The following is a 22,092-nucleotide window of genomic DNA, read 5'->3' as shown; positions in this document are numbered from 1 at the left end:
GTGCCAGGGCGTAACGTGGCAGTGCTGTCCGCGACGGAGCGGGCCGTGATCCACCCCGAGCCGGATCGCCCCGGACGTCGAGCGGTGGTCGGACCCTGGAGGAGACCTCGATGAAGAAGCTCATCAACGACCCCAAGAACGTCGTCGCGGAGTCCGTGGCCGGTTTCGGCCTCGCGCACGCCGATCTCGTCCGGGTCGAGACGGACCCGCTGTTCGTCGTGCGCGTCGACGCACCGCGCTCGGGCAAGGTCGGGATCGTCAGCGGTGGAGGGAGCGGCCACGAGCCGCTGCACGCCGGTTTCGTCGGTCACGGGATGCTGGACGCGGCGGTGCCGGGGCCGGTGTTCACCTCGCCCACCCCGGATCCGATCGTCGCGGCCACGCAGGCCGTCGACGGCGGAGCGGGTGTGCTCCACCTCGTGAAGAACTACACGGGGGACGTGCTCAACTTCGAGACCGCCGCCGATCTCGCCGAGGCCGAGGGCATCGAGGTCCGCTCCGTCGTCATCGACGACGACGTCGCGGTCAAGGACTCGCTCTACACGGCAGGGCGCCGCGGGGTGGCGGGGACGGTGCTCGTCGAGAAGATCGTGGGAGCGGCCGCCGAGCGCGGCGACTCCCTCGACGCGGTCGCCGCGATCGCCGAGGCGGTGAACGCGAACGTCCGCTCGATGGGCGTCGCGCTCTCGCCGTCGATCGTCCCTCACGCGGGGGAGCCCAGCTTCGAGCTCGGCGACGACGAGATCGAGATCGGCATCGGGATCCACGGCGAGCCCGGCCGCGAGAAGATCGCCCTCGAGCCGGCGGACCGGATCGTCGACCGCATCCTCGGCCCGATCCTCGAGGACCTGCCGTTCTCCTCCGGCGACAGCGTGCTGCTCTTCGTCAACGGCATGGGCGGAACGCCCCTGGTCGAGCTCTACATCGCCTACCGCCGCGCCGCGGAGGTGCTCGCCGAGAAGGGCATCGAGGTCACCCGCAGCCTGGTCGGGAACTACGTCACCTCGCTCGAGATGCAGGGCTTCTCGCTGAGCGTGCTGAAGCTGGATGCGGCGATGACCGAGCTCTGGGACGCGCCGGTCGAGACCGCCGCGCTGCGCTGGGGACGCTAATCGACGCGCACGGCGCCCGGGACGCAGACGACACGACGGCCGCGGGAGCGGTCGCAGGAGAGGGAACGATGCAGGACGGACGGACGGCGCTCGACGCCGAGTGGGCGACCCGGTGGGTGCGGGCGGCGGCGCAGTCGATCGCGGAGCACCGGGTGGAGCTCATCACCCTGGACCGGGCGATCGGCGACGGCGACCACGGCGAGAACATGGACCGCGGCTTCCAGGCCGTCGTCGCGAAGCTCGAGGCGACGGGCGGCGGGTCGACTCCGGCCGAGGTGCTGAAGCTCGTGGCGACGACGCTGATCTCGACGGTGGGAGGCGCGTCCGGCCCGCTCTTCGGCACGGCGTTCCTCAAGGCGTCGGCGGCGGTCGCCGGGAAGGAGTCGCTCGACGGCGAGGCCCTCGTCGCACTGCTGACCGCGGCCCGCGACGGCATCGTGCTGCGGGGCAAGGCGGAGGCCGGCGACAAGACGATGGTCGACGCGTGGATCCCGGCGGTCGAGGCGGCAGGGACCGCGGTCGCAGGGGGAGCGGCGCCGGCGGAGGTCCTCGCCGCTGCAGCCGAGGCCGCGCAGACCGGAGCCGAGGCCACCGATCCGCTCGTCGCGCGCAAGGGCCGAGCGAGCTACCTGGGGGAGCGGGCCGTCGGTCACCGCGACCCGGGAAGCGTCTCGACCGTGCTGCTGCTGCGCGCGGCGGCCGAGGCGGCAGCGTGAGCGTCGGGCTGGTCCTCGTCTCGCACAGCGCACGGCTCGCCGAGGGCCTGGTGGAGCTGGCGGAGCAGATGGCGCCGTCCGTGGCACTGGTCGCCGCCGGCGGCACGGACGAGGAGGGATCGGCACCAGCTTCGATCGCATCTCGACCGCCCTCGGCGAGGCGGACTCGGGCGAGGGCGCGGTGGTGCTCTGCGATCTCGGCTCGGCGATCATGACGGCCGAGACGGCTCTGGAGTTCCTCGACGACGACGCGCGGGCGCGCGTGCGCCTCGTCGACGCTCCGCTCGTCGAGGGCGCGGTCGCCGCGGCGGTGGCGGCGGAGACGGGAGCCTCGCTCGAGGAGGTCGTCCGCGCCGCGGAGTCGGCCCGCGGTGCCGGTGCGCCGGCGTCCGAGGAGCCGCCCGTCGCGGCTGGCGTGCGCCGCAGCGTGGTGCTCGTCAATCCCAACGGGCTGCACGCCCGCCCGGCGGCCGACTTCGTGAAGCTCGCGACCACCTTCGACGCGCGGATCGACGCGAACGGCAAGGACGCGACGAGCCTGCTGGGCGTGATGTCGCTGGGCCTGGACCGGGGGGACGAGGTCGTGATCTCTGCCACCGGACCGCAGGCGGAGGAGGCGGTGGGCCGGCTCGGCGACCTCGTCGAATCGGGCTTCGGCGAGGTCTGAGCGGTCGGCGCTCCGTCAGGCCCGGACTCCTAGGCTGAGGCCATGGCCCTGCGCGGAACACGACCCCCACTCGTCCTGCTCCGGCGTCTGACGGGCGTGCCGCGGGCGGTGCGTCGCGCGGACGCCCGTGCGGCGCGGCGCCTGAATGCGAGACGCTCTCCGGCCGTCGTGGACGGCGCCCTCGTCGCCGCGTCGCGGGCGGCGGATCACGGGGTGCTCTGGTTCGCGCTCGGAGCGGTGCTGCTGGCGGCGGGCCGTCCCCGGGAGGCCGTGCGCGGCGTGCTGTCGCTGAGCGTCGCGAGCGCGGCGGCCAACCTGATCGGCAAGCGCGTCTTCGGCGGCGCGCGGCCGCTGATCGTCGACGTGCCCGTGGGGCGCAGGCTCGCCCGCGTGCCCGCGTCGCCCTCGTTCCCCTCCGGTCACGCGGCGAGCGCCGCCGCCTTCGCCGTCGGCGCCGCCCTGGAGAATCCGAAGGTGGGCGCCGCCGTCGTGCCGCTGGCCGCGGCGGTGGCGTTCTCGCGTCTGCACGTCGGGGTCCACTGGCTGTCGGACGTGCTCGGCGGTGCGGCGCTCGGCGCGGCCGTCGCGACGCTGGGGCGCGTGCTGGTGCCGGCGACCCCCGGCACGTGCCCGTCTCGGAGCGCGCGCTGCTGCCCCCGGTCGACACGCGGCCGCTGGGCGACGGGGCGTCGCTGCTCGTGGTGCTGAACCCGGGGGCGGGCCGCGACTCGCACCGCCCCGATCCCGAGCCGATGATCCTCGACCGCTTCCCGCGGGCCCGCGTGCACCGCCTCGCGGACGGGGAGGAGCTCGCGGACGTCGTGCGCGAGGCCCGATCGGGCGGGACGCCTCCGGAGGTGCTCGGCGTCTACGGCGGCGACGGCACGATGTCGGTCGGCGCGGCGCTCACCCGCGCGGAGGGCATGACCCTGCTCGTGCTGCCCGGCGGCACGATGAACCACTTCGCGAAGGCGCTGGGGCTGCTCACGATCGAGGACGCCCTCGACGCCGCCGCCCACGGCCAGCGCCGCGACGTCGACGTGGCGGAGGTCGTGGCGGGCGACTCCGATCCGATCACGGTGCTCAACACGGTGTCGGTCGGCGTCTACCCCGAATTCGTGGCCGCGCGGGAGAAGCACGAGAAGGTGCTCGGCAAGCCCGTGTCCGCCGTGCTCGCGGCCCTGCGGGTCGTGCGCAGCACGGATCCGTTCGAGCTGCGGCGCGACGGGCGGAGCGAGCTCGTCTGGTCGTACTTCGTGGGCGTCAATCAGGAGCACCCCCGCACGGCCGCGCCGCTCGCGCGCCGCCGGCTCGACGACGGGAAGCTGGACGTGCGCATCCTGCACGCGGGACGCCGCCCGCGCACCCGCGGGGCGGTCTCGCTCGTGCTGGGCCGCACGGCGACTCCGATCGTCGGGCGGATCCCCGGCTGGCGCGCGCCGGTCGTGGAGTCGTACTCGACCGACGCCCTGACCATCTCGGTGCGCCGGGACGCCGGGGAGGACCCTGGCTGGGCCCACGACGGCGAGACCGAGGTCTTCGACGGGAGGCGCGACGGCTACGAGGAGGCGTCGGTGCGGATCGTGCGCCTCGCGCTGCGGGTCTACTCCACCGCGGACTGACGCGACCGCCTCCGACGGAGCGGACCGCCGCCGGTGAGCGAGCGCAGCGCCGGAGCGATGCTCTCGCGCCGCAGGGCCGCCGTGGCCAGCAGCAGCGCGAGCAGCACGACGCCGCGCAGGAGGCCCTGCCAGTAGAAGGACAACCCGATCAGCACCATGCCGTTGTTGAGCAGGCCGAAGATCAGCACTCCCACCGCGGTGCCGAGGACCGTGGGGCGGCCGAGCCGGCTGAGCGTGGCGCCGATGAAGACGGCTCCGATGGCGTCGAGCACGTAGGGCTGCCCGCCCGCGGGCGAGAAGCCGTAGCTGCGCGAGGCGAGGACGATCCCGCCGACCGCGGCGATGAGGGCCGCCACGACGTACGCCGAGGCGAGCACCAGCGAGGTGCGGCGGCCGGCGATGCGCGCCGCCGTGGGCTGCTCGCCGGTCGCGGTCAGGACGCGGCCCCAGCGGGTGCGGTCCAGCAGCAGCCAGACCACGACTCCCAGCAGAGCGGCAGTGATGACGGGCACCGGCACTCCGGCGAGTGTCGCGTTGCCGATCGCCGCGAAGTCGTCGGGCGTCCCCGTCCGCCGGAGGTAGACCGGGGCGCCGCCGCCCGTCAGAAGCTGCTCGACGCTCGTGCCGATGAACCAGACGCTGAGGGTCGCGAGGAAGGCGCGGATGCGCAGCACGACGATCAGGACCGCGTTGACGAGTCCGGCGAGCGCGCCGAAGGCCAGGCCGATCGAGACGGCGAACCAGCCCACGTAGCCGTCGGCGATGAGTCCGGCGGCGCCGAGCGCGGCGAGGTCGATCGCCACTCCGATCGAGAGGTCGATGCCGCCCGTGCGGACGACGACGGTCATGGCCGTGGCGGCGATCAGGAGGATCGCGCCGGCGCTGAGGACGCTCAGCAGGTTGCCCGCCGCGAAGTACCCGGGGGCGAGCGTGCCGAACACCAGCAGGATCAGGGCGACCGTCCCGGGGGCGAGCAGGCGCACCGCGAGGGCGCGCCGCCGCTCGGACCGGACCGCCGGAGCGATGTCCGCGGGTGCGACCGCAGGGTCTCGGTGATCGTGCTCATCGGCGGGTGCCTCGCTCTCGGACGGCCGCGAGGCCGAGGACCAGCAGGATCAGGATCCCCTTGATGGCGCCGACCCACTGGCTGCCGACCCCGAGGAGGGTGAAGCCGTTGCCCAGCGCGGCGACGAAGACCGCCGCGAGCAGCGTGCCTCCGATCGTCACGACGAGCCGACGGGAGAAGACGACGGAGAGGAACGCGGTGAGGATGATGTCGAGCAGGATCTGCGCGCCGATGCCGGGCACCGCCGCGGCGAGGCGCGCGGCGAGCAGGACGCCGGCGACCCCCGCCAGGAGGCCGGCGATCACGTAGCTGCCGCCGACGTACCGCCACACAGGGACGCCCGCGACGCTCGCCGCCGTGCGGTTCTGCCCGACGGCGTAGCTGCGGATCCCCCAAGGCGTGCGTCCGACCAGGAAGCCGGTGAGCAGCGCCGTGACGCCGAGCACCAACACCGGAGCGGGCACTCCGAGGACCGATCCGGAGCGCAGCCACACGAAGAGCGGATCCTCGAGCGGCACCTTGACGTTGTCGGTGGCGAGGAAGACCGTGCTCGTGACGATCCCGGAGGTCGCGAGCGTGGCGAGCAGGGGGCGGAGGCCGAGCACCACGGCCGTGCCGTTGACGGCGCCGAAGCCGGTGCTGACGAGGAGCGCCAGCCCGATCGCCGCCGGCGCCGTCCAGCCGGACTGCAGCGCGACGGCGGCGACGACTCCGGAGAGCCCGACCACGGGGCCCGAGGAGAGGTCGATGCCGCCGGTGACGACATCGTCGCCGCCGGTGATGACGACGATCGCGAGACCGAAGCCCGCGATGGCGGGCACGGCCGCCTGCAGGAGGATCGTCGCGGCGTTCCCGGGTGTCGCGAAGGACGGCGACGCGAGGGAGAAGAGGAGGATCTCGGCGGCGACGACGAGGTAGCCGATCACGGCGAGAGCGCCGAGGCCGCGCCGACGGGGCGCGGCGCCCACGGGAACGCGGGACGGGGCGAGGGCGGTCATCGTGACTCCTGGGGGACGGGCGCGTCGGCGCCGGAGGCGAGGGCGAGGATGCGGTCGCCGGTCGCGTCCCGGCGCGGGAGCTCGGCGCGGACGGCCCCGCGGTGCAGCACCACGACGCGGTCCGAGAGCCCCACGAGCTCCTCGAGGTCGAGGCTGACCAGCAGGACGGCGGCGCCGGAGTCGACCAGCGCCTCGATCCGCCGGTAGAGGGCGGTGCGCGCGCCGATGTCGACGCCGGCGGTGGGGGAGTCGAGCACGAAGACGCGGGAGCTCGCGGCGAGCCACTTGCCAAATGCGATCCTCTGCTGGTTGCCGCCCGACAGGGTGCCGACGACGGCGTCCGGATCGGCGGGGCGGATGTCGAGGGTCCGGATCCACTGCGCGGCGAGCGCCCGCTCCCGCCGGCGGTCGGACACGAAGCCCAGGCGCGAGACGGCGCCCAGCGCCGCGAGGGAGAGGTTCTCGGCCACCGTGTGCCGGACGAGCACCCCGTCGCGGCGGCGGTCGCTCGGCACGTACGCGCCGCCGGCCGCCACGAAGGCGCGGGCGGAGGAGACGCGGCGTCCCGCGACCCGCACGCGGCCCCCGTGCGGCACGACTGCGGCGACCGCGTCGGCGAGGATCTCGACGCCGGAGCCGACGAGTCCCGTCACTCCGACCACCTCGCCGGGGCGGACGGCGAGCGAGAGCGGGTCGAGTCCGGGCGCCGAGAGCCCCTCGAGCTCGAGCAGGGCGACGGCGTCCTGATCGACGACGCGCCCGGGTCCCTCGGCGAACTCCTCGACGTCGCGGCCGATCATGAGCCGCACGACGTCGTCCAGCTCGCCGGGTGCTCCGTGCAGGAGGACCTCGCCGGCGTTGGCGCCGTTGCGGAGGACCACGACCCGGGACGCGATGCGGCGCACCTCCTGCAGGTAGTGCGAGATGTAGACGACCGCCGTGCCGCGGGCGGCCAGACGGCGCAGCGCCGAGAAGAGCATCTCGACCTCCTCCGAGGCCAGCGGAGCGGTCGGCTCGTCGAGGACCAGCACCCGCGGGTCGCTGGAGAGGGCCCGCGCCACCTGCACGAGCTGCTGCTCGGCCACGGTGAGGTCGTCGACGAGGGTGTCGCCGCGGAGGGCGAGTCCGACGCGCTCGAGCAGCTCGCGCTCGGCCCGCAGACGCAGGGCGCGCGGCGAGACGAGGCCTCGGCGCCCCTCCGACCGGCCGAGGAAGAGCTGCTCGGCGACGGTCAGCCGGCCTGCGACGTGGCGGTCCTGGTGCACCACCTGCACGCCGGCCCGCTCGGCGTCGCGCGGGCTCGCGATCGCGACGGGCTCGCCGTCGATCGCGACGGATCCCGCGTCCGAGGAGTAGAGGCCCGTCAGGATCTTGATCAGGGTGCTCTTGCCCGCGCCGTTCTCGCCGACGAGCGCCACGATCTCTCCCGCCACCAGCTCCAGCCCGACGTCGCGCAGGACCGGCACTCCCGCGAACGCCTTGCCGATGCCGCGCATCGACAGGGCGGGCGCGGACGGGAGCGGCTCAGCCACCGAGACCGAGCTCCTGGATCGTGGCCGCCGCGTTCTCCTTCGTGATCAGGACGGGGGCGAAGTAGCTGGTCGTGGGGACGCTGTCCTCCTCGCCGCCGAGGAACCGTGCGACGTTCTCGGCCGAGCCGCTGCCGATAGCCTCGGTCTGCTGGGCGACGGTGGCGGTGTAGGAGGAGGCGGGGTCCAGGATCAGGTCCAGCGCGCCCTGGTCGGCGTCCACCCCGTAGATCTTGATCTCGTCGCGGCCCGCGGCGTCCACGGCCTGGGCGGCGCCGATCTGCGGGGTGTCCCAGCACGACCAGATCGCCGAGATCTCGCCCTCGGGGTAGCGGGAGAGGGCATCCGTGATCTGCTGCTTCGCGTCCTCGATGGTGCCCTCGTACTTGTCCTGCAGCTCGGGCTGGATCAGCGTGATGCCGGGGTAGTCCTCGAGTACGAGAGCCAGCTCGTTGTAGCGGATGCGGCAGGGCGCCACTCCGGGGAAGCCGTTGAAGACGAGGATCTGCCCCTGGCCGCCGATGTCCTCGGCGATGGTGCGGGCGAGCGTCGATCCGATCTGCCAGTTGTCGCTCGTCGCGTTGTTGATCGACAGCGGCGACACGTTGTCGATCGTGAACAGCGGGATGCCCGCGTCGTCGACCTCCTGCAGCGCCGGGGCGAGGGTGGTCGCGTCCCCGAGGATCACGATGATGGCGTCGGGCTTCTGCGCGACGAGGTTCTCGATGTCGCTGACGTGCTTGTCGTCCTTGGCCTCGGCCTGCGTGGCGACGACCTCGCCGCCGAGGGCCTCGATCCGGTCCTGGACGCTCTCGTACACGATGCGGCTGAAGTCGTGGACGATGTCCTTCGCCGCGACGCCGATCGTCTTCCCCTCGAGGCTCGGCACGTCGACGGCGGCGCTCGCCGCGGCCGGAGCGGCGTCGGCGGCCGAGTCGTCGTCGGCGGCCCCGGTCTTGAGGCTGCAGCCGGAGAGCACGAGCGCGGCGGCTCCGAGGAGCGCCACGGAGGCGGTGAGGGTGCGGGTGGATCGCATGGTCTGTCCTGATCGTCGGGCCGGGGCCGGGTCGTCGTGGGGAGTCGGCACCGATCGTGGTGGACGCGGACGTCCCGCGTCGCCCCGCCGCTTCACGGTTCGTCACACAGGCCTCGTGTGACGAAAGGTTGCGCCGCGCGGCGGAGCGCGTCGCCGGTCGGGGCTACCGTCGAGCCCGCCGAGGCGCTGCCGCGCCGCCCGCGACGAAGAGGATCCCCCCATGCCCCAGGACGTCCCGCTGCCCCAGGACACACCGCGCGACGACGCACCGCTCGAGCAGGAGCCGTCGAGCGGACGCCCGCGTCGCATCGTGCTCAACGCCTTCGACATGACGTGCGTCGGGCACCAGGCGCCGGGGCTCTGGCGCCACCCCGACAGCCAGGCCCACCGGTACACCGACCTCGAGTACTGGACGACCCTCGCCCGGACGCTCGAGCGCGGCACCTTTGACGCCCTGTTCCTCGCCGACGTGCTGGGCGTCTACGACGTGTACCGCGACTCCGCCGGACCCGCGCTGATCGACTCGGCGCAGATCCCCGTCGGCGACCCGATCCTGCAGATCCCGGCGATGGCGGCGGTCACCGAGCACCTCGGTTTCGGGGTGACCATCGCCCCCACCTACGAGCAGCCCTACGCGCTCGCCCGCCGGCTCTCGAGCCTGGACCACCTGACGAAGGGGCGGATCGGCTGGAACGTCGTCACCTCCTACCTCGAGAGCGCCGCGAAGAACCTCGGCCTCGAGACGCAGATGCCGCACGACGACCGCTACGAGCTGGCGGAGGAGTTCCTCGACGTCTCGTACAAGCTCTGGGAGGGCTCGTGGGAGGAGGGCGCGGTGCTGCGCGACCGCGAGCGCGGAGTCTTCACGGATCCGCGCAAGGTGCACCCGGTGGCGCACGACGGCCGCTTCTACCGCGTCCCCGGCATCCACCTGGCCGAGCCCTCGCCCCAGCGCACCCCGGTCGTGTTCCAGGCCGGAGCATCGCCCCGCGGCCGCGACTTCGCCGCGCGCCACGGCGAGGCCGTCTTCATCAACGGGGTCACCCCCGAGCTGACGAGGCGGACGACGGACGACATCCGCGACCGCACCGAGGCGGCCGGCCGCGACCGCGACGCGATCAAGATCCTCGTGCTCGCCACCGTCATCGTGGCCGAGACCGACGAGGCCGCCCGCGCCAAGCACCAGGAGTACCTCGGCTACGCCAGCCGCGAGGGCGCGCTGACCTTCTACGGCGGCTGGTCGGGCCTGGACCTCTCGCTCTACGACCCGGAGGAGGCGCTGCGCTACGTCGACACCGAGGCGGTCCGCAGCGCGCTCTCGATCTTCACGAAGGCGGATCCCACCCGCGAGTGGACACCGGACGACGTGGCGGACTTCCTCGCGATCGGAGGCATCGGCCCTGTGATCGTCGGCAGTCCGAGCACCGTCGCGGACGAGCTCGAGCGCTGGGTCGACGTCGGCGGCATCGACGGCTTCAACCTCGCCTACGTCATCACCCCCGGCACCTTCGAGGACTTCGTCGACCTGGCGGTCCCCGAGCTGCGCCGCCGCGGCCGCGTCTGGGACGAGTACGAGGGCTCGACCCTCCGCGAGTACCTCCAGGGATCCGGGAACGCGCGCGTCGCCGACAGCCACCCCGCCGCGGCCTACCGCGGCGCCTACGCCGGGGGCCCGTCCGCCGCCGACGGCCTGCCTCCCGAGGTCCTGGCGGTCCTGCCGCCGGAGCCCGCCGCCACCCCCATCCCCGATCAGGAGTCCGCACGATGACGCTCGACAGCACCCTCGCCCGCCCGCGCACGCACTGGGTCGGCACCGCCTCCGCCCGAGAGACGGCGCACTGGACCGCGGTCGCCGAGGAGGTGGGGCGCGTGCTCGCCGCCGACGTGCTCGAGCGCGACCGCGCAGGGCAGGACCCGACCGTCGAGCTCGCGCCGCTGCGGGACTCGGGCCTCGTGAACCTGCTCGACCCCTCGGAGCTCGGGGGAGGCGGTGCCCACTGGAGCACGGCGTTCCGCGTCGTGCGGATCCTCGCCCGCGCCGACGCGTCACTCGCGCAGCTGCTGCTCTACCACTTCGTCAACTCGGCGAACATCGCCTTCACCGCGCGGGCGGAGGAGCGCGAGCGCTTCTACCGCGCGACGATCGAGGGCCGGCACCTGTGGGGCGACTCCGTGAATCCCGTCGACCCCGACCTGCGGCTGACCCCGGAGGGCGACGGCTACCGGCTCGACGGGCTGAAGCGCTTCTCGACCGGTGTGTCGGCGGGGGACGTCGCCCTCGTGAACGCGGTGATCGCGGAGGGGCCCGACGCGGGCACCGCCGTGGCCTTCGTGATCGAGCGGGACCGCGACGGGGTGGAGCCCCTCGGCGACTGGGACTACCTCGGTCAGCGGCAGAGCGCGTCGGGGTCCGTCCGCTTCACCTCGGTGCGGGTCGAGCCGGAGGACCTGCTCGGGCCGCTCACGGACGAGCCCTTCGCGACGCTGATCACCCCGAGCATCCAGCTCGGCTTCGGGAACCTCTACCTCGGCATCGCCGAGGGGGTGCTCGCCCGCGCCCGCGAGATCACGGTCGCCCGACCGAACGCCTGGTTCCTCAGCGGGGTCGACCGCTACTCCGAGGACCCCTTCGTGCGACGCCTCTACGGCGAGCTGGTCGCGCACACCGCGGCCGCCGAGGCGCTCGCCGACCGGGTCGCCGTGCTGCACGACGCCGAGATCGCGAAGGGCGACGGAGTGACCGCCGCCTCCCGCGCGGCCCTCGCGATCGAGATCGCCAAGGTGAAGGTCGTGACGAACGACCTCGCCCTGGACGCCGCCTCCCGCGTCTACGAGGCGACAGGCTCGAGCTCGGCCAAGAGCTCCGTGGGCCTGGACCTGTACTGGCGCAACGTCCGCACCCACTCGCTGCACGATCCGGTGGACTACAAGAAGCTCGAGGTCGGAGCGGCGTTCCTCACGGGCGAGGTGCAGCCCCTGTCGCTCTACACCTGACTCCCGCGCCTGCACGTCGTACCGCCCCGTGGGAAGCCCCCTCCGGACATCCGCCGTGCAGGCGGCGCCCGCCGGAGCGCGTGCGACCCTGGAAGAGCGGGCAGGGACACGGTTCCCCGCCGCAGAGGGAGACACCCGTGAGACGCATCCACTACGCGGAGGACAGCATCGTCACGGGGGACGAGATCGCCGACGCCGTCCTCGAGTACGCGCGCATGCTCGCGGTCACCTCCACCGCCGACACCGTCGAACTGCCGACCCTGCACCACGACTCCGTGCGGCCCGTGCGCCTGCTGCTCGGACCGGCCAGCCAGATGCTCGTGACCGAGGAGGACACGCGGGCGGACGAGATCGTCGACGACGCTCTCGTGTCCGACCTCCGCGGCCGGGCCGGGCACCTCCAGGGGCCGTCGCCGGTCTACTCCGACGACGACGTCTCGGTGCCGCTCGTGACGGCCGACGGCGAGCTCTTCTAGGAGCCGGAGGCCGATCCGCCGGCGATCGCCGCCTCGAGCGCGTCGAGCGCCGGCACCTGCCCGGCGACGAGCTCGGAGCGGGCCTGGTGGATCGGCATCCAGCGCGCGGTCTCGATCTCGGGGTACTCGCGCATCCGGCCGGACCCTCGCGGCCACTCGAGCGCGAACGTGTTGCTCGCCACGAAGCGCACGGAGTCGTCGCCAGGAGCGTCGAAGACCGTGACGATCTTGCCGGAGCCCTGCCGGTACGACCCGAGGAGCCGGTACTCGGCGTCGGGCGGGGGCGCCCCGATCTCCTCCTCGAACTCGCGCTTGGCGGCGTCCAGCGGCGCCTCCTCGACGGTGTGCTGCCCCTTGGGGATCGACCAGGCGCGGGGCCGCCGCCTCCAGAACGGTCCGCCCATGCGCCCGAGGAACACCTCGAGGCCGTCCGCAGTGCCGCGGTGCAGCAGGAGGCCCGCGCTCGTCGGGGCGGTCATCGCGGGCTCCGGTCCATCCCTCCATCCTGCCGTGCCCGCGTGGAAGGATCGAGGGACCGACCACGAGCGCACGGAGTGGACCATGAGCAGCACCGCCGTCCTGCGGGCACTGGGCGAGGCCGTCCCCGAGGCGCTCGTCGTCTCCGGCCCGGAGTTCGAGGCCGTGCACACCGACAAGTCGGGCTTCGTGACGGGGGAGCGGGCGCTCGCCCTGGTGCAGGCGCGCTCGATCGCCGAGGTCCAGGCCGTGCTGCGGATCGCCACCGAGCACCGCGTGCCGGTCGTCCCCCGTGGTGCGGGGACGGGTCTCGCCGCCGGAGCGGTCGCGAGTGCCGGAGCGATCGTCCTCTCGACCGCCCGGATGGACCGGATCCTCGAGATCTCGCTCGAGGACGAGCTCGCGGTGGTCGAGCCCGGCGTGATCAACCAGGCGCTCTCGGACGCCGTCGCTGCGGACGGGCTGATCTTCTCGCCCGATCCGGCCAGCAAGGCGATCTCGAGCATCGGCGGCAACATCGCCACGAACGCCGGCGGCCTGCTCTGCGCGAAGTATGGGGTGACGCGGGAGGCCGTGCTCGGTCTCGCGGTGGTGCTCCCCGACGGCCGCCTCGTCCGGACCGGTCGGCGCAGCGTCAAGGGCGTCACCGGCTACGACCTGACCGCGCTGCTCACGGGGTCGGAGGGCACGCTCGGCGTGATCGTCGAGGCCACCGTGCGGCTGCGGCCGATCCCGCAGGGGCCGGTCGTCACCGTCGGCGCCTACTTCCCCAGCGTGGTGGCCGCGGCCGCCGCCTCCGCCGCCGTGACCGCCGCGCGGCTCCGGCCGGCCGTGATGGAGCTGATGGACGAGGCGGCGCTCGCCGCCATCGGCCGGTACACGGGCGTGCCGATGGACCGGGGCGCCGCGTACCTGCTCGTGCAGACCGACGGCGGGGGAGCGCGGGACGAGGCGGAGCGCGTCCTCGCGATCATCGCGGGAGCCGGAGGAGACGCCGAGTCCACCGAGGACCCGGTCGCGGGCGAGGCGCTGCTCGCGGTGCGGCGCGCCTTCCACCCGGCGCTCGAGGCCGAGGGGGAGGTGCTGATCGAGGACGTCTGCGTCCCGCGCTCGGCGCTGCCGGCGATGTTCGCCGCGATCCGGTGCATCGAGGAGCGGACCGGTCTGCGGATCCCGACGGTCGCGCACGCGGGCGACGGCAACCTGCATCCGAACTTCGTCCTGCCGCGCGGGTCCCAGGTCGTCGGCGAGGAGGTCTGGGCGGCGGCCGCCGAGCTCTTCCGCACGGCGGTGGCGCTCGGCGGGACCCTCACGGGGGAGCACGGCGTCGGACTGCTCAAGCGGCGCTGGCTCGAGGAGGAGCTGGGCGAGGACTCCACCGCCCTCCAGCGGGGCATCAAGGCGGTCTTCGATCCGCTCGGGATCATGAACCCCGGCAAGGTCTTCTGAGACGTCAGGCGGGCAGCAGCCCGCCCACCAGGAGTGCGGCCGTGAGGACGAGGGTCGCGGTCGACATCAGCCAGTAGAGGATCGTCTCGCGCCACGAGCCGGCCGAGCCGAGGACCGGCAGGGCCGCGTACCCGCCGGAGGTCCAGAGCCGGCGGATCACCGGGGTGCGGCGGACGAGGCGGGGCGCGCGGATCCGCAGCGGCCAGAGCCAGTTGATGCCCCCGGTGGTGAGGGCGTCGCCCGCGATGTGCACCAGGTAGCCGAGGGTCGCCGCGACCCGCAGCCACGCCCAGCTGCCGTCGGCGAGACCGACGAGCAGCCCGGTGACCACCGCGGCCACCGCCCACGCGAGCGGCCAGGAGCGGGCGGTCGCGGTCGCCTTCGCCGCGAAGGCGAGGGCGGGGAGCGTCAGCACCGCGGCGAGGGAGACCGTGCCCAGCGGCGGCAGCGGGAAGCGGATCGCGGTGAGCACCGGGACGAGGTACCAGACGACCGCGATCGCCAGGAGGGAGTGCATGCCGTGGCGGTGGCCGCCGCTGATGCGGCCGGCGGTCGCGGTGAGGAGGGAGGCGCCCGGAGCCGAGCGGGAGATGGTCGCCCGAGCGTGGTCGGCGTCGGGCGCGAGCGCCCAGCCCGCGGTGACGCCGAGACCCACGAGGCGGATGTCGAGCGGCAGGTCCGAGACTCCGAGCGGCCCCGCGAGGGCCGGGACGCTCGTCGCGACCGACCAGGCGAGTGCGCCGGAGACGGCGTGGGAACGGCCCATCACGGCGGGAGGCACCTCGTCAGCGGATCGGGTGCACGGCGGTGCACGAGAAAACCCCCGGTGCCGCGCTGCTGCACGGGCCGGGGGTGAGGGTGGGCGATACCGGACTCGAACCGATGACCTCTTCCGTGTGAAGGAAGCGCGCTACCAACTGCGCCAATCGCCCAGAGGGACGTCGCGTGGACGACCCGAGAGACGATGTTAGCGGATCCTCGGGCGTCCGACGCACGCGCACGTCGCGCCACGCCCGGGTGAACGGGATGTGACGGGCCGGTTTCCGGCGGAAAGACGGGCGAGCGGCCGATCCGCTCCGGATTCGCGTCCGCTCGATTTGGTTTCTCGAGCAGCCGTCCTATAAAGTCTTCTAGGTCGAGCCGGGCAGCGAAAGCGCCGGGGAGGCGAAGACGGGGACACATCAGGCAAGGTGTGCGACCGGCAAGGCAGCAAGGAACAGCACGGCAGAACAACTGAATACGACCTACATGCGGATGTGGCGCAGCGGTAGCGCATCACCTTGCCAAGGTGAGGGTCGCGAGTTCGAATCTCGTCATCCGCTCGAATATCGGCCTCCGGGCCGATGTTTCTGAGAGGGCCTCCGGGCTCTCTCCACCCCGGTCGGCTCGCCTCGCGGGTCGCCGACACCGAACCCAATACACGGTGGATTGGCCGAGAGGCGAGGCAGCGGCCTGCAAAGCCGTATACACGGGTTCGAATCCCGTATCCACCTCGATCGTTCCGACGAACGAGGCGCTCCTCGCGGAGCAACGGGCGATTGGCGCAGCGGTAGCGCGCTTCCCTGACACGGAAGAGGTCACTGGTTCGATCCCAGTATCGCCCACCACCTGGAACCCCGGCCCTTGGCCGGGGTTCCGTCGTTAACTCGGTACTCGACACCGGAGGAGCGCCACTGCTCGGCGGGACTCGTTCGACGAGGTTCTGCGCACCCGGCACCCGGGCTACCCTCGGGGACGTGCCTGCTGCGATCCGTCTCGACGAGAGCACGATCCTCCGTCTCGTCGCCCGCGAGGACGGCCCCGCGCTGTCGGCCGCGTACCGCCGCAATCGCCGGCATCTCGCGCCCTGGGAGCCGCTGCGGTCGTCCCGGTTCTTCGAGTCGGGTGGCCAGACCGACGCGATCGCCGACTCCCTCTTCGCGCACCGCTCCGGCAGCGTGCTCCCTCTCGTCCTCGCGCAGGGCGACGCGATCGTCGGCAGGATCACGCTGTCGAACATCCTCCGGGGCGCCTTCGAGAGCGCCGAGATGGGCTACTGGCTCGACGCCGATCTGCAGGGACGCGGGCTGATGACCCGCGCCGTCGGCGAGGCGGTCCGTCTCGCCCGCGACGAGTTGAATCTGCACCGGGTGCAGGCGGGGACGTTGCTTCACAACGTCGCCTCGCAGACCGTGCTCGAGCGCAACGGCTTCGAGCGCATCGGTGTCGCCCGGCGGTACCTGCGCATCGCGGGGGAGTGGCAGGACCACCTCCTCTTCCAGCGCCTGCTCGAGCTCTCGGCCGAGGCGCCTCTGGTGCCGCCCGGGCCGCAGGCCCCTCCGAGCCGCAACGTCTAGGGTGGGCGGCGGCCGCGCGGGCGATCGACCGGCGCACGGACCGAGAGGGACGGCTGGAGCATGACCCGCACCATCGGCGGACGCGAGTTCGACTTCGAGCGGCAGGTCGCCGTGATGGCGGTCGTGAACCGCACCCCCGATTCCTTCTACGACAAGGGCTCGACCTTCGCGCTCGACAGGGCGGTCGCCGCATCGGTGCGCGCGGCCGAGCAGGGCGCCGACTGGGTCGACATCGGCGGGGTGCCCTTCGGGCGCGGGCCCGCGGTGTCGCTGCAGGAGGAGATCGACCGGGTGGTCCCGGTCGTGGCCGGGATCCACGAGCGGAGCGACGTGGTCGTGTCGGTCGACACGACCCGCGCCGAGGTGGCACGGCTGAGCATCGCCGAGGGCGCCTCCGTCGTCAACGACACGAGCGGCCTGCACGATCCGGCGATGCTCGGGACCGTGGCGTCCTCGAGCGCCCAGCTCGTCATCACCCACAGCCTGGGCGAGCCGCGGAGCGAGCCCGTTCGACCCGAGTACGACGACGTCGTCGCCTCGGTGATCGAGCACCTGCGCGAGCGGATGGAGCGGGCACTCGCGGGCGGGATCCCGCGCGAGCGGATCATCGTCGACCCGGGCCACGACCTCAACAAGAACACCCTGCACACGCTCGAGCTCACGCGTCGGCTCGGCGAGGTGGCGGCTCTGGGCCTCCCCGTGCTCGCGGCCGTGTCGAACAAGGACTTCATCGGCGAGACGCTCGACCGGCCGCAGGGGGAGCGGCTGGAGGGCTCTCTCGCCGCCGCCGTGATCTGCATCCTGAACGGAGCGAGGATCGTGCGGATGCACGACGTGCGGCAGGCGGTGGACGCCGTGCGGCTCACCGAAGCGGTGCTCGGCTGGCGGGCGCCCGCCTTCCTCCGTCACAACATCGAGCCCGTCGCATGAGCGCGGCGATCGATCGACTGCTCCCCTCGCCGCTGCGCGCGCTCGACGACGACGCGCTCCTCGCGCTCTACACCGAGGACTCGGCCGACGAGTGGCTGCGGGTCAACTTCGTCTCGAGCATCGACGGAGCAGTCACCCGCGACGGGGTGTCCGGCGCGCTCGGCGGCGAGGCGGACGAGCGGGTCTTCGATCTGCTGCGCCGACTCGCCGACGTGGTGCTCGTCGCGGCCGGCACGGTGCGCACCGAGGGCTACGGGCCGATGGTGCTGGGGGAGGAGTCGGCGCGCGCGCGATCCGCCCAGGGCCGGGAGCCGCATCCGGTGTTCGCGATCGTCTCGGGCTCGCTCGAGCTCGATCCTGCGTCGCGGATCTTCACCGAGGCGCCCGTGCGCCCGATCGTCGTCACCACCGCGGCGTCCCCGTCGCGCAGGCGCTCGGAGCTCGGCGAGGTGGCCGATGTGCTCGTCTGCGGGGAGCAGGCGCTGGACGCCGTGCGGATGAGGGACGCCCTCGCCGACCGCGGCCTCGCCCGCATCCACTGCGAGGGCGGGCCGGGACTGCTCGGGACCCTCCTCGCCCACGACGTGGTCGACGAGCTCGACCTGACGATCAGCCCGACGCTGGAGTCGGGCGGCGCCGGGCGCATCGCCCGCGCGGACGCGCCGGAGGCGAGGACGCAGCGCCTCGCGCACGTCCTCGCCTCCGGGGACACCCTCCTGCTGCGCTACCTGCGCGCCCGCTGACGGGGCGCGCAGGTAGCGCAGGCCGCTAGTCCGCCAGGACGAACTGCGGCGACACGCTGCGCGGCGCCAGGCGCTGGAGCTGCGTGACGTGCGACGGGTTCAGCTCCTCGAGGGAGTTGACGCCCAGCAACCGCATGGTGCGGGTGATCTGCTCGGAGAGGATCTCGATCATGCGGTTCACGCCCGCCTCTCCGCCGGCCATGAGGCCGTAGAGGTACGCGCGGCCGACGAGCGTGAATCGGGCGCCGAGCGCCACCGACGCGACGATGTCCGCACCGGACATGATGCCGGTGTCGAGGTGGATCTCCATGCCGGAGGTGCTGCCGGTCCCGACCTCGCGCACCACCTCGGGGAGGAGGTGGAAGGGGATCGGCGCGCGGTCGAGCTGACGGCCGCCGTGGTTCGAGAGCACGATCCCGTCCACGCCCAGTTCTGCGACGCGGCGGGCGTCGTCGACCGTCTGGATGCCCTTGACGACGATCTTCCCGGGCCACTGGTCGCGGATCCACGCCAGGTCCTCGAAGCCGACCGTCGGGTCGAACATGGTGTCCAGCAGCTCGCCGACGGTGCCCGACCAGCGGTCCAGTGACGCGAACGACAGCGGCTCGGTGGTGAGGAAGTCGACCCACCACCACGGGCGCGGCATCGCGTTCACGACGGTGCCCAGGGTGAGCTGCGGCGGGATCGAGAAGCCGTTGCGCTTGTCGCGCAGTCGGGCGCCGGCCACCGGGACGTCGACCGTCACGAGGAGGGTGTCGAAGCCGGACGCGGCGGCCCGGTCGACCAGAGCCATCGACCGGTCGCGGTCCTTCCACATGTAGAGCTGGAACCAGTTGCGCCCGTCGGGGTTGGCGGCCTTCACGTCCTCGATGGCGGTGGTCCCCATCGTGGAGAGCGAGAAGGGGATGCCCCACTTGGCCGCGTTGCGCGCGCCGGCGATCTCGCCCTCGGTCTGCATCATCCGGGTGAAGCCGGTCGGCGCGATGCCGAAGGGGAGCGAGACCGGGGCGCCGAGGACGTCCCAGCCGGTGCTGACCTCCGACACGTCGCGGAGGATCGCCGGGTGGAACTCGATGTCCTCGAACGCCTGGCGCGCGCGGCCGAGCGAGATCTCGGCTTCGGCGGCGCCCTCTGTGTAGTCGAACGCGGCCTTGGGCGTGCGCCGCTTCGCGATGCGCTGCAGATCGTGGATCGTCAGCGCCTTGTCGAGCCGGGCCTTCTTGAGGTCGAGCTCGGGCTTCTTGAACTGCATCAGGGGCGCGAGATCGCGCACCTTCGGGATTCGTCGGTCGACCATGGTCAGTCCTTCTCCGCTTCGCTGGGTGTCAGGTGGGTCTCGGCGTAGTAGCCGGAGATGTGGGCCTCGACGAGCGCGCGGGCGCGGTCGGGGTCGGCGGCCGCGATCGCGGCGACCAGGGCTCGGTGCTCGCTGCGCAGGCGGTCGCGGGTGCGCGGCCAGTCGGGCAGGGTCTGCGCGGCTGCGAGCACGTAGCTCTCGACGGCGTCGCGCAGCCCTGCCGTCATCGCGGCGATGACGGCGTTCCCGGACGCCTCGGCGAGGGAGAGGTGGAACTGCTGATCGAGCGCCAGGAAGGCGTCGTGATCGATCGCGTCCGCGTCCATGGCGTCCAGGAGCTCGCGGCTCTCGCCCAGTGGGATCGACACCGTGCGCGCCAGGTCGTCGACCACGGCCGTCTCCAGGACCAGGCGCGTGCGGACGACGTCCTCGACGGCGAATCCGCTCGCGGCGACCTGGAGTCGCAGGAGGGCGCTCATCCCTCCTGTCGGCCGGGCGACGATGACGGCGCCGGCCGCAGGGCCGGAACCGGCTCGGGTGCGCACGAGCCCCATCACCTCGAGGACGCGGACGGCCTCGCGGACGGACGAGCGGCCGACACCCAGCTCCTGGGCCAGCGCGCGCTCCGCGGGAAGGCGGTCGCCGGGACCCAGAGCACCGGTGAGGAGGAGGCCCTCGACGTGGGCGAGGACGGCCTCCCAAGCGCGCTCGGACTCGCTCATGGTCGCCTCCTCCTGTGGTCAGACCACACCGTAGCATGTGGTCTGACCACATGTGCGAGGGGCGGTGCCTAGGCTGGCCGGATGACCGGACCCGACCTCTCGCGGCAGTACTCGCTCGACGGGGTCGTCCTCCCGGCCGTCGTGCGCCGTCTCGGCGGTCCGTCACCGGAGCTCGCGTGGCGGAACCAGGCCGACGGTCTGACGTTCCGCGTGGCATCGGGCTACCTCAAGTGGAACCCGGCGGGCAGCGGTATCGACCTGGAGCGCGAGGCGGTGCGGTTGCGCTGGCTGCAGGGCCGGCATCCGGTGCCCCAGGTGCTCGACGCGGGGGAGGAGGACGGCGGTCAGTGGCTGCTGACCGAGGCCATCGACGGACGCAGCGCCGTCGATCCCCAGTGGATCGCCCGTCCGGAGACCGCGGTGAGAGCCATCGCACGGGGCTTGCGAGCTCTGCACGACGTCCCGGTGCACGAGCTGCCGGACGAGCTGCGGCACGACTCCTGGTTCCACCGCTCGCTGCCCGGCGCGACCGTCCCGGTCCTCGAGGATCCGGTCCTGGTGCACGGCGACGCCTGCGCTCCGAACACGCTCCTCGACGACCGCGGAGAGTGGTGCGGAACGGTCGACGTCGGCGATCTCGGTCTCGGCGACCGCTGGGCCGATCTCGCCGTGGCCGCGATGAGCCTGGGCTGGAACTACGGCGAGGGCTTCGAGGAGCTGCTCCTCGAGGAGTACGGCGCCACCCCGGACGAGGCCCGGAGCGCCTGCTTCCGCGCGCTCTGGAGCGCCGAGTCCTGAGCCGGGCGGCTCACCGGGTCGAGCCGTCCTCGGCGGCCTTCTCCTGCTCCGAGCCCTTCTTGTTCTCGGACGCCAGGCGCAGCCAGCGGCCGTCGCGCAGGTCCTGCTCGTGCACCGCGGCCTTCTTGTCGCTCGCAGCGGTGTCGCGCGGCGGGAGCTGGATGGTCTCCTCCGCCTCGATGCCGGCCTGAAGCTCGCGACCTCGCTCGAGCTCGGCGTCGAACTCGGCGCCGAAGAGCAGAGCGATGTTGGTGATCCAGATCCAGAGGAGGAACACGATGACCGCGCCGAGCGAGCCGTAGGTCCGGTCGTAGTTCGAGAAGTTCGCCACGTAGAAGCCGAAGCCGACCGAGGCGACGAGCCAGATCAGCAGGGCGATGATCGAGCCCGCGCCGATCCAGCGGAACTTCGGCTGGCGGATGTTCGGCGCCCAGTAGTAGAGGATCGCCACGATCACGATCGCGATGACGAGGAGCACGGGCCACTTCGCGATGTTCCACACCGTGAGGGCGGCGGGGCCGAGCCCGACCACGTCCCCGACGGCTTCGGCGACCGGTCCGCTGAGCACCAGGATGAGGGCGGCGACGACGATCAGGACGACCGTGGCCACGGTGACGCCGAGCATGGTCGGGCGGAGCTTCCAGAAGGGACGTCCCTCGTCGATCTCGTAGACGCGGTTCATCGCGCGGCCGAACGCTCCGACGTAGCCCGAGGCGGACCAGAGGGCGCCGAGGATACCGGTGACGAAGGCGACACCGGCGGCGGGGGAGCTGGTGAGCGACTCGATCGGGTCGCGCAGCACGTCCACGACCTGCGGGGACGCGAGGTTCCGGATCAGCTCGAGCACGGTGTCGGTGGTCGCCTGGGCCTGGCCGAAGAGCCCCAGCACCGAGACGATCGCCAGCAGCGCAGGGAACAGGGCCAGGACCGCGTAGTACGTGAGCGCCGCGGCGAGATCGGTGCACTGGTCGGCGCCGAACTCGCGCATCGTCTTCTTGAGCACGTAGCCCCACGAGCGCTTCGTCAGATCGCTCAGCTCGTCCGGCTTGCGCGCGTCGTCGGGCTCGGGCGCGGTCTTCTCTCGGGTCGTGCTCTTCTCGGCCATGCCGCCACGCTACGGCGCG

21 protein-coding genes, 4 tRNA genes and 1 pseudogene are annotated in these 22,092 nt (G+C 72.9%); 16 read left to right on the top strand and 10 right to left on the bottom strand.

All coding sequences use genetic code 11. The annotated features are described in order from the left end of the window. The first annotated feature begins 110 nt into the window (after positions 1-110). The 5 genes and pseudogenes from dhaK (at position 111) to AC0CID_RS04850 (ending at position 4,117) form a co-directional block, all read left to right on the top strand. A complete protein-coding gene (gene dhaK, locus AC0CID_RS04870; protein ID WP_465225953.1) occupies positions 111-1,112 on the top strand; it encodes a dihydroxyacetone kinase subunit DhaK in 1,002 nt (333 codons plus the stop codon). Between the two features lie 68 nt (positions 1,113-1,180). Further along, a complete protein-coding gene (gene dhaL / locus AC0CID_RS04865) occupies positions 1,181-1,828 on the top strand; it encodes a dihydroxyacetone kinase subunit DhaL (RefSeq protein ID WP_207405015.1) in 648 nt (215 codons plus the stop codon). After that, positions 1,825-2,495 (top strand): annotated as a pseudogene (dhaM, locus tag AC0CID_RS04860) (dihydroxyacetone kinase phosphoryl donor subunit DhaM). Before dhaL ends, dhaM begins: the two are co-directional and overlap by 4 nt. A 42-nt stretch (positions 2,496-2,537) precedes the next feature. Then, entirely contained in the window at positions 2,538-3,203 is a 666-nt protein-coding gene (locus AC0CID_RS04855; protein ID WP_465225952.1) for a phosphatase PAP2 family protein, read from the top strand. Next, positions 3,122-4,117, top strand: coding sequence for a diacylglycerol/lipid kinase family protein (locus AC0CID_RS04850; protein ID WP_465225951.1), 996 nt, complete (start codon positions 3,122-3,124; stop codon positions 4,115-4,117). The genes AC0CID_RS04855 and AC0CID_RS04850 overlap by 82 nt, the downstream gene beginning before the upstream one ends. Here AC0CID_RS04850 and AC0CID_RS04845 read toward each other — a convergent pair. The 4 genes from AC0CID_RS04845 to AC0CID_RS04830 form a co-directional block, all read right to left on the bottom strand. Next, complete coding sequence (locus AC0CID_RS04845; protein WP_465225950.1) at positions 4,099-5,100, bottom strand: ABC transporter permease; 1,002 nt, start codon at positions 5,098-5,100, stop codon at positions 4,099-4,101. The genes AC0CID_RS04850 and AC0CID_RS04845 overlap by 19 nt on opposite strands. A gap of 79 nt (positions 5,101-5,179) precedes the next feature. Beyond that, positions 5,180-6,181: an ABC transporter permease gene (locus AC0CID_RS04840; protein ID WP_465225949.1), complete on the bottom strand. Its 1,002-nt coding sequence runs from the start codon at positions 6,179-6,181 to the stop codon at positions 5,180-5,182. After that, positions 6,178-7,713, bottom strand: a complete 1,536-nt coding sequence (locus AC0CID_RS04835) for a sugar ABC transporter ATP-binding protein (RefSeq protein ID WP_465225948.1) — start codon at positions 7,711-7,713, stop codon at positions 6,178-6,180. The genes AC0CID_RS04840 and AC0CID_RS04835 overlap by 4 nt, the downstream gene beginning before the upstream one ends. Then, the gene (locus tag AC0CID_RS04830) at positions 7,706-8,746 is read right to left on the bottom strand and encodes a sugar ABC transporter substrate-binding protein (RefSeq protein WP_465225947.1); all 1,041 of its coding nucleotides are present in this window, start codon (positions 8,744-8,746) and stop codon (positions 7,706-7,708) included. Before AC0CID_RS04830 ends, AC0CID_RS04835 begins: the two co-directional genes overlap by 8 nt. Before the next feature lie 220 nt (positions 8,747-8,966). Here AC0CID_RS04830 and AC0CID_RS04825 point away from each other — a divergent pair, with 220 nt between their 5' ends. The 3 genes from AC0CID_RS04825 (at position 8,967) to AC0CID_RS04815 (ending at position 12,216) form a co-directional block, all read left to right on the top strand. Continuing rightward, entirely contained in the window at positions 8,967-10,514 is a 1,548-nt protein-coding gene (locus AC0CID_RS04825) for an LLM class flavin-dependent oxidoreductase (protein ID WP_465225946.1), read from the top strand. Then, the gene (locus AC0CID_RS04820; RefSeq protein ID WP_465225945.1) at positions 10,511-11,740 is read left to right on the top strand and encodes an acyl-CoA dehydrogenase family protein; all 1,230 of its coding nucleotides are present in this window, start codon (positions 10,511-10,513) and stop codon (positions 11,738-11,740) included. The genes AC0CID_RS04825 and AC0CID_RS04820 overlap by 4 nt, the downstream gene beginning before the upstream one ends. Before the next feature lie 137 nt (positions 11,741-11,877). Continuing rightward, positions 11,878-12,216, top strand: coding sequence for a hypothetical protein (locus AC0CID_RS04815; RefSeq protein WP_465225944.1), 339 nt, complete (start codon positions 11,878-11,880; stop codon positions 12,214-12,216). Here the strand turns inward: AC0CID_RS04815 and AC0CID_RS04810 are convergent. Then, positions 12,213-12,695 carry an NUDIX hydrolase gene (locus AC0CID_RS04810; RefSeq protein WP_465225943.1) on the bottom strand — a complete coding sequence of 161 codons (483 nt, stop codon included), beginning with the start codon at positions 12,693-12,695 and terminating at the stop codon, positions 12,213-12,215. The genes AC0CID_RS04815 and AC0CID_RS04810 overlap by 4 nt on opposite strands. Before the next feature lie 82 nt (positions 12,696-12,777). Here AC0CID_RS04810 and AC0CID_RS04805 point away from each other — a divergent pair, with 82 nt between their 5' ends. Further along, positions 12,778-14,142, top strand: coding sequence for an FAD-binding oxidoreductase (locus tag AC0CID_RS04805; RefSeq protein ID WP_465225942.1), 1,365 nt, complete (start codon positions 12,778-12,780; stop codon positions 14,140-14,142). A 4-nt stretch (positions 14,143-14,146) separates the two neighbouring features. Here AC0CID_RS04805 and AC0CID_RS04800 read toward each other — a convergent pair whose 3' ends face one another. Further along, positions 14,147-14,923: a metal-dependent hydrolase gene (locus tag AC0CID_RS04800; protein ID WP_465225941.1), complete on the bottom strand. Its 777-nt coding sequence runs from the start codon at positions 14,921-14,923 to the stop codon at positions 14,147-14,149. A 78-nt stretch (positions 14,924-15,001) separates the two neighbouring features. Beyond that, positions 15,002-15,074 (bottom strand) — tRNA-Val (locus AC0CID_RS04795). A 318-nt stretch (positions 15,075-15,392) separates the two neighbouring features. Here AC0CID_RS04795 and AC0CID_RS04790 point away from each other — a divergent pair. The 6 genes from AC0CID_RS04790 to AC0CID_RS04765 all read left to right on the top strand — a co-directional run bounded on the left by AC0CID_RS04790 (position 15,393) and on the right by AC0CID_RS04765 (position 18,151). Then, a tRNA-Gly gene (locus AC0CID_RS04790) sits at positions 15,393-15,464 on the top strand. Between the two features lie 100 nt (positions 15,465-15,564). Further along, a tRNA-Cys gene (locus AC0CID_RS04785) sits at positions 15,565-15,635 on the top strand. A 39-nt stretch (positions 15,636-15,674) separates the two neighbouring features. Further along, a tRNA-Val gene (locus AC0CID_RS04780) sits at positions 15,675-15,749 on the top strand. A gap of 129 nt (positions 15,750-15,878) precedes the next feature. After that, positions 15,879-16,478, top strand: a complete 600-nt coding sequence (locus AC0CID_RS04775; RefSeq protein ID WP_207404989.1) for a GNAT family N-acetyltransferase — start codon at positions 15,879-15,881, stop codon at positions 16,476-16,478. A gap of 60 nt (positions 16,479-16,538) precedes the next feature. Continuing rightward, a complete protein-coding gene (gene folP, locus AC0CID_RS04770) occupies positions 16,539-17,408 on the top strand; it encodes a dihydropteroate synthase (RefSeq protein ID WP_465225940.1) in 870 nt (289 codons plus the stop codon). Continuing rightward, complete coding sequence (locus tag AC0CID_RS04765; protein ID WP_465225939.1) at positions 17,405-18,151, top strand: pyrimidine reductase family protein; 747 nt, start codon at positions 17,405-17,407, stop codon at positions 18,149-18,151. The genes folP and AC0CID_RS04765 overlap by 4 nt, the downstream gene beginning before the upstream one ends. Before the next feature lie 25 nt (positions 18,152-18,176). On the opposite strand, the gene AC0CID_RS04760 is transcribed toward AC0CID_RS04765, so the two are convergent. Both AC0CID_RS04760 and AC0CID_RS04755 read right to left on the bottom strand, forming a co-directional pair. Next, positions 18,177-19,448 carry an alpha-hydroxy acid oxidase gene (locus AC0CID_RS04760; protein ID WP_465225938.1) on the bottom strand — a complete coding sequence of 424 codons (1,272 nt, stop codon included), beginning with the start codon at positions 19,446-19,448 and terminating at the stop codon, positions 18,177-18,179. Positions 19,449-19,450: 2 nt separating this feature from the next. Beyond that, on the bottom strand, positions 19,451-20,170 hold the full coding sequence (locus AC0CID_RS04755; protein WP_465225937.1) for a FadR/GntR family transcriptional regulator: 720 nt from the start codon (positions 20,168-20,170) through the stop codon (positions 19,451-19,453). Between the two features lie 81 nt (positions 20,171-20,251). On the opposite strand from AC0CID_RS04755, the gene AC0CID_RS04750 reads away from it, so the two are divergent. Further along, positions 20,252-20,968, top strand: coding sequence for a phosphotransferase (locus AC0CID_RS04750; RefSeq protein WP_465225936.1), 717 nt, complete (start codon positions 20,252-20,254; stop codon positions 20,966-20,968). A 10-nt stretch (positions 20,969-20,978) separates the two neighbouring features. Here AC0CID_RS04750 and AC0CID_RS04745 read toward each other — a convergent pair whose 3' ends face one another. After that, positions 20,979-22,073: a YihY/virulence factor BrkB family protein gene (locus AC0CID_RS04745; protein WP_465225935.1), complete on the bottom strand. Its 1,095-nt coding sequence runs from the start codon at positions 22,071-22,073 to the stop codon at positions 20,979-20,981. Positions 22,074-22,092: the final 19 nt, after the last annotated feature.

The sequence above is a fragment of the Rathayibacter sp. AC451 genome, assembly GCF_979253095.1.
Note: the sequence above shows the minus strand (reverse complement) of the source record. Positions and strands in the feature narration are given on the sequence as shown.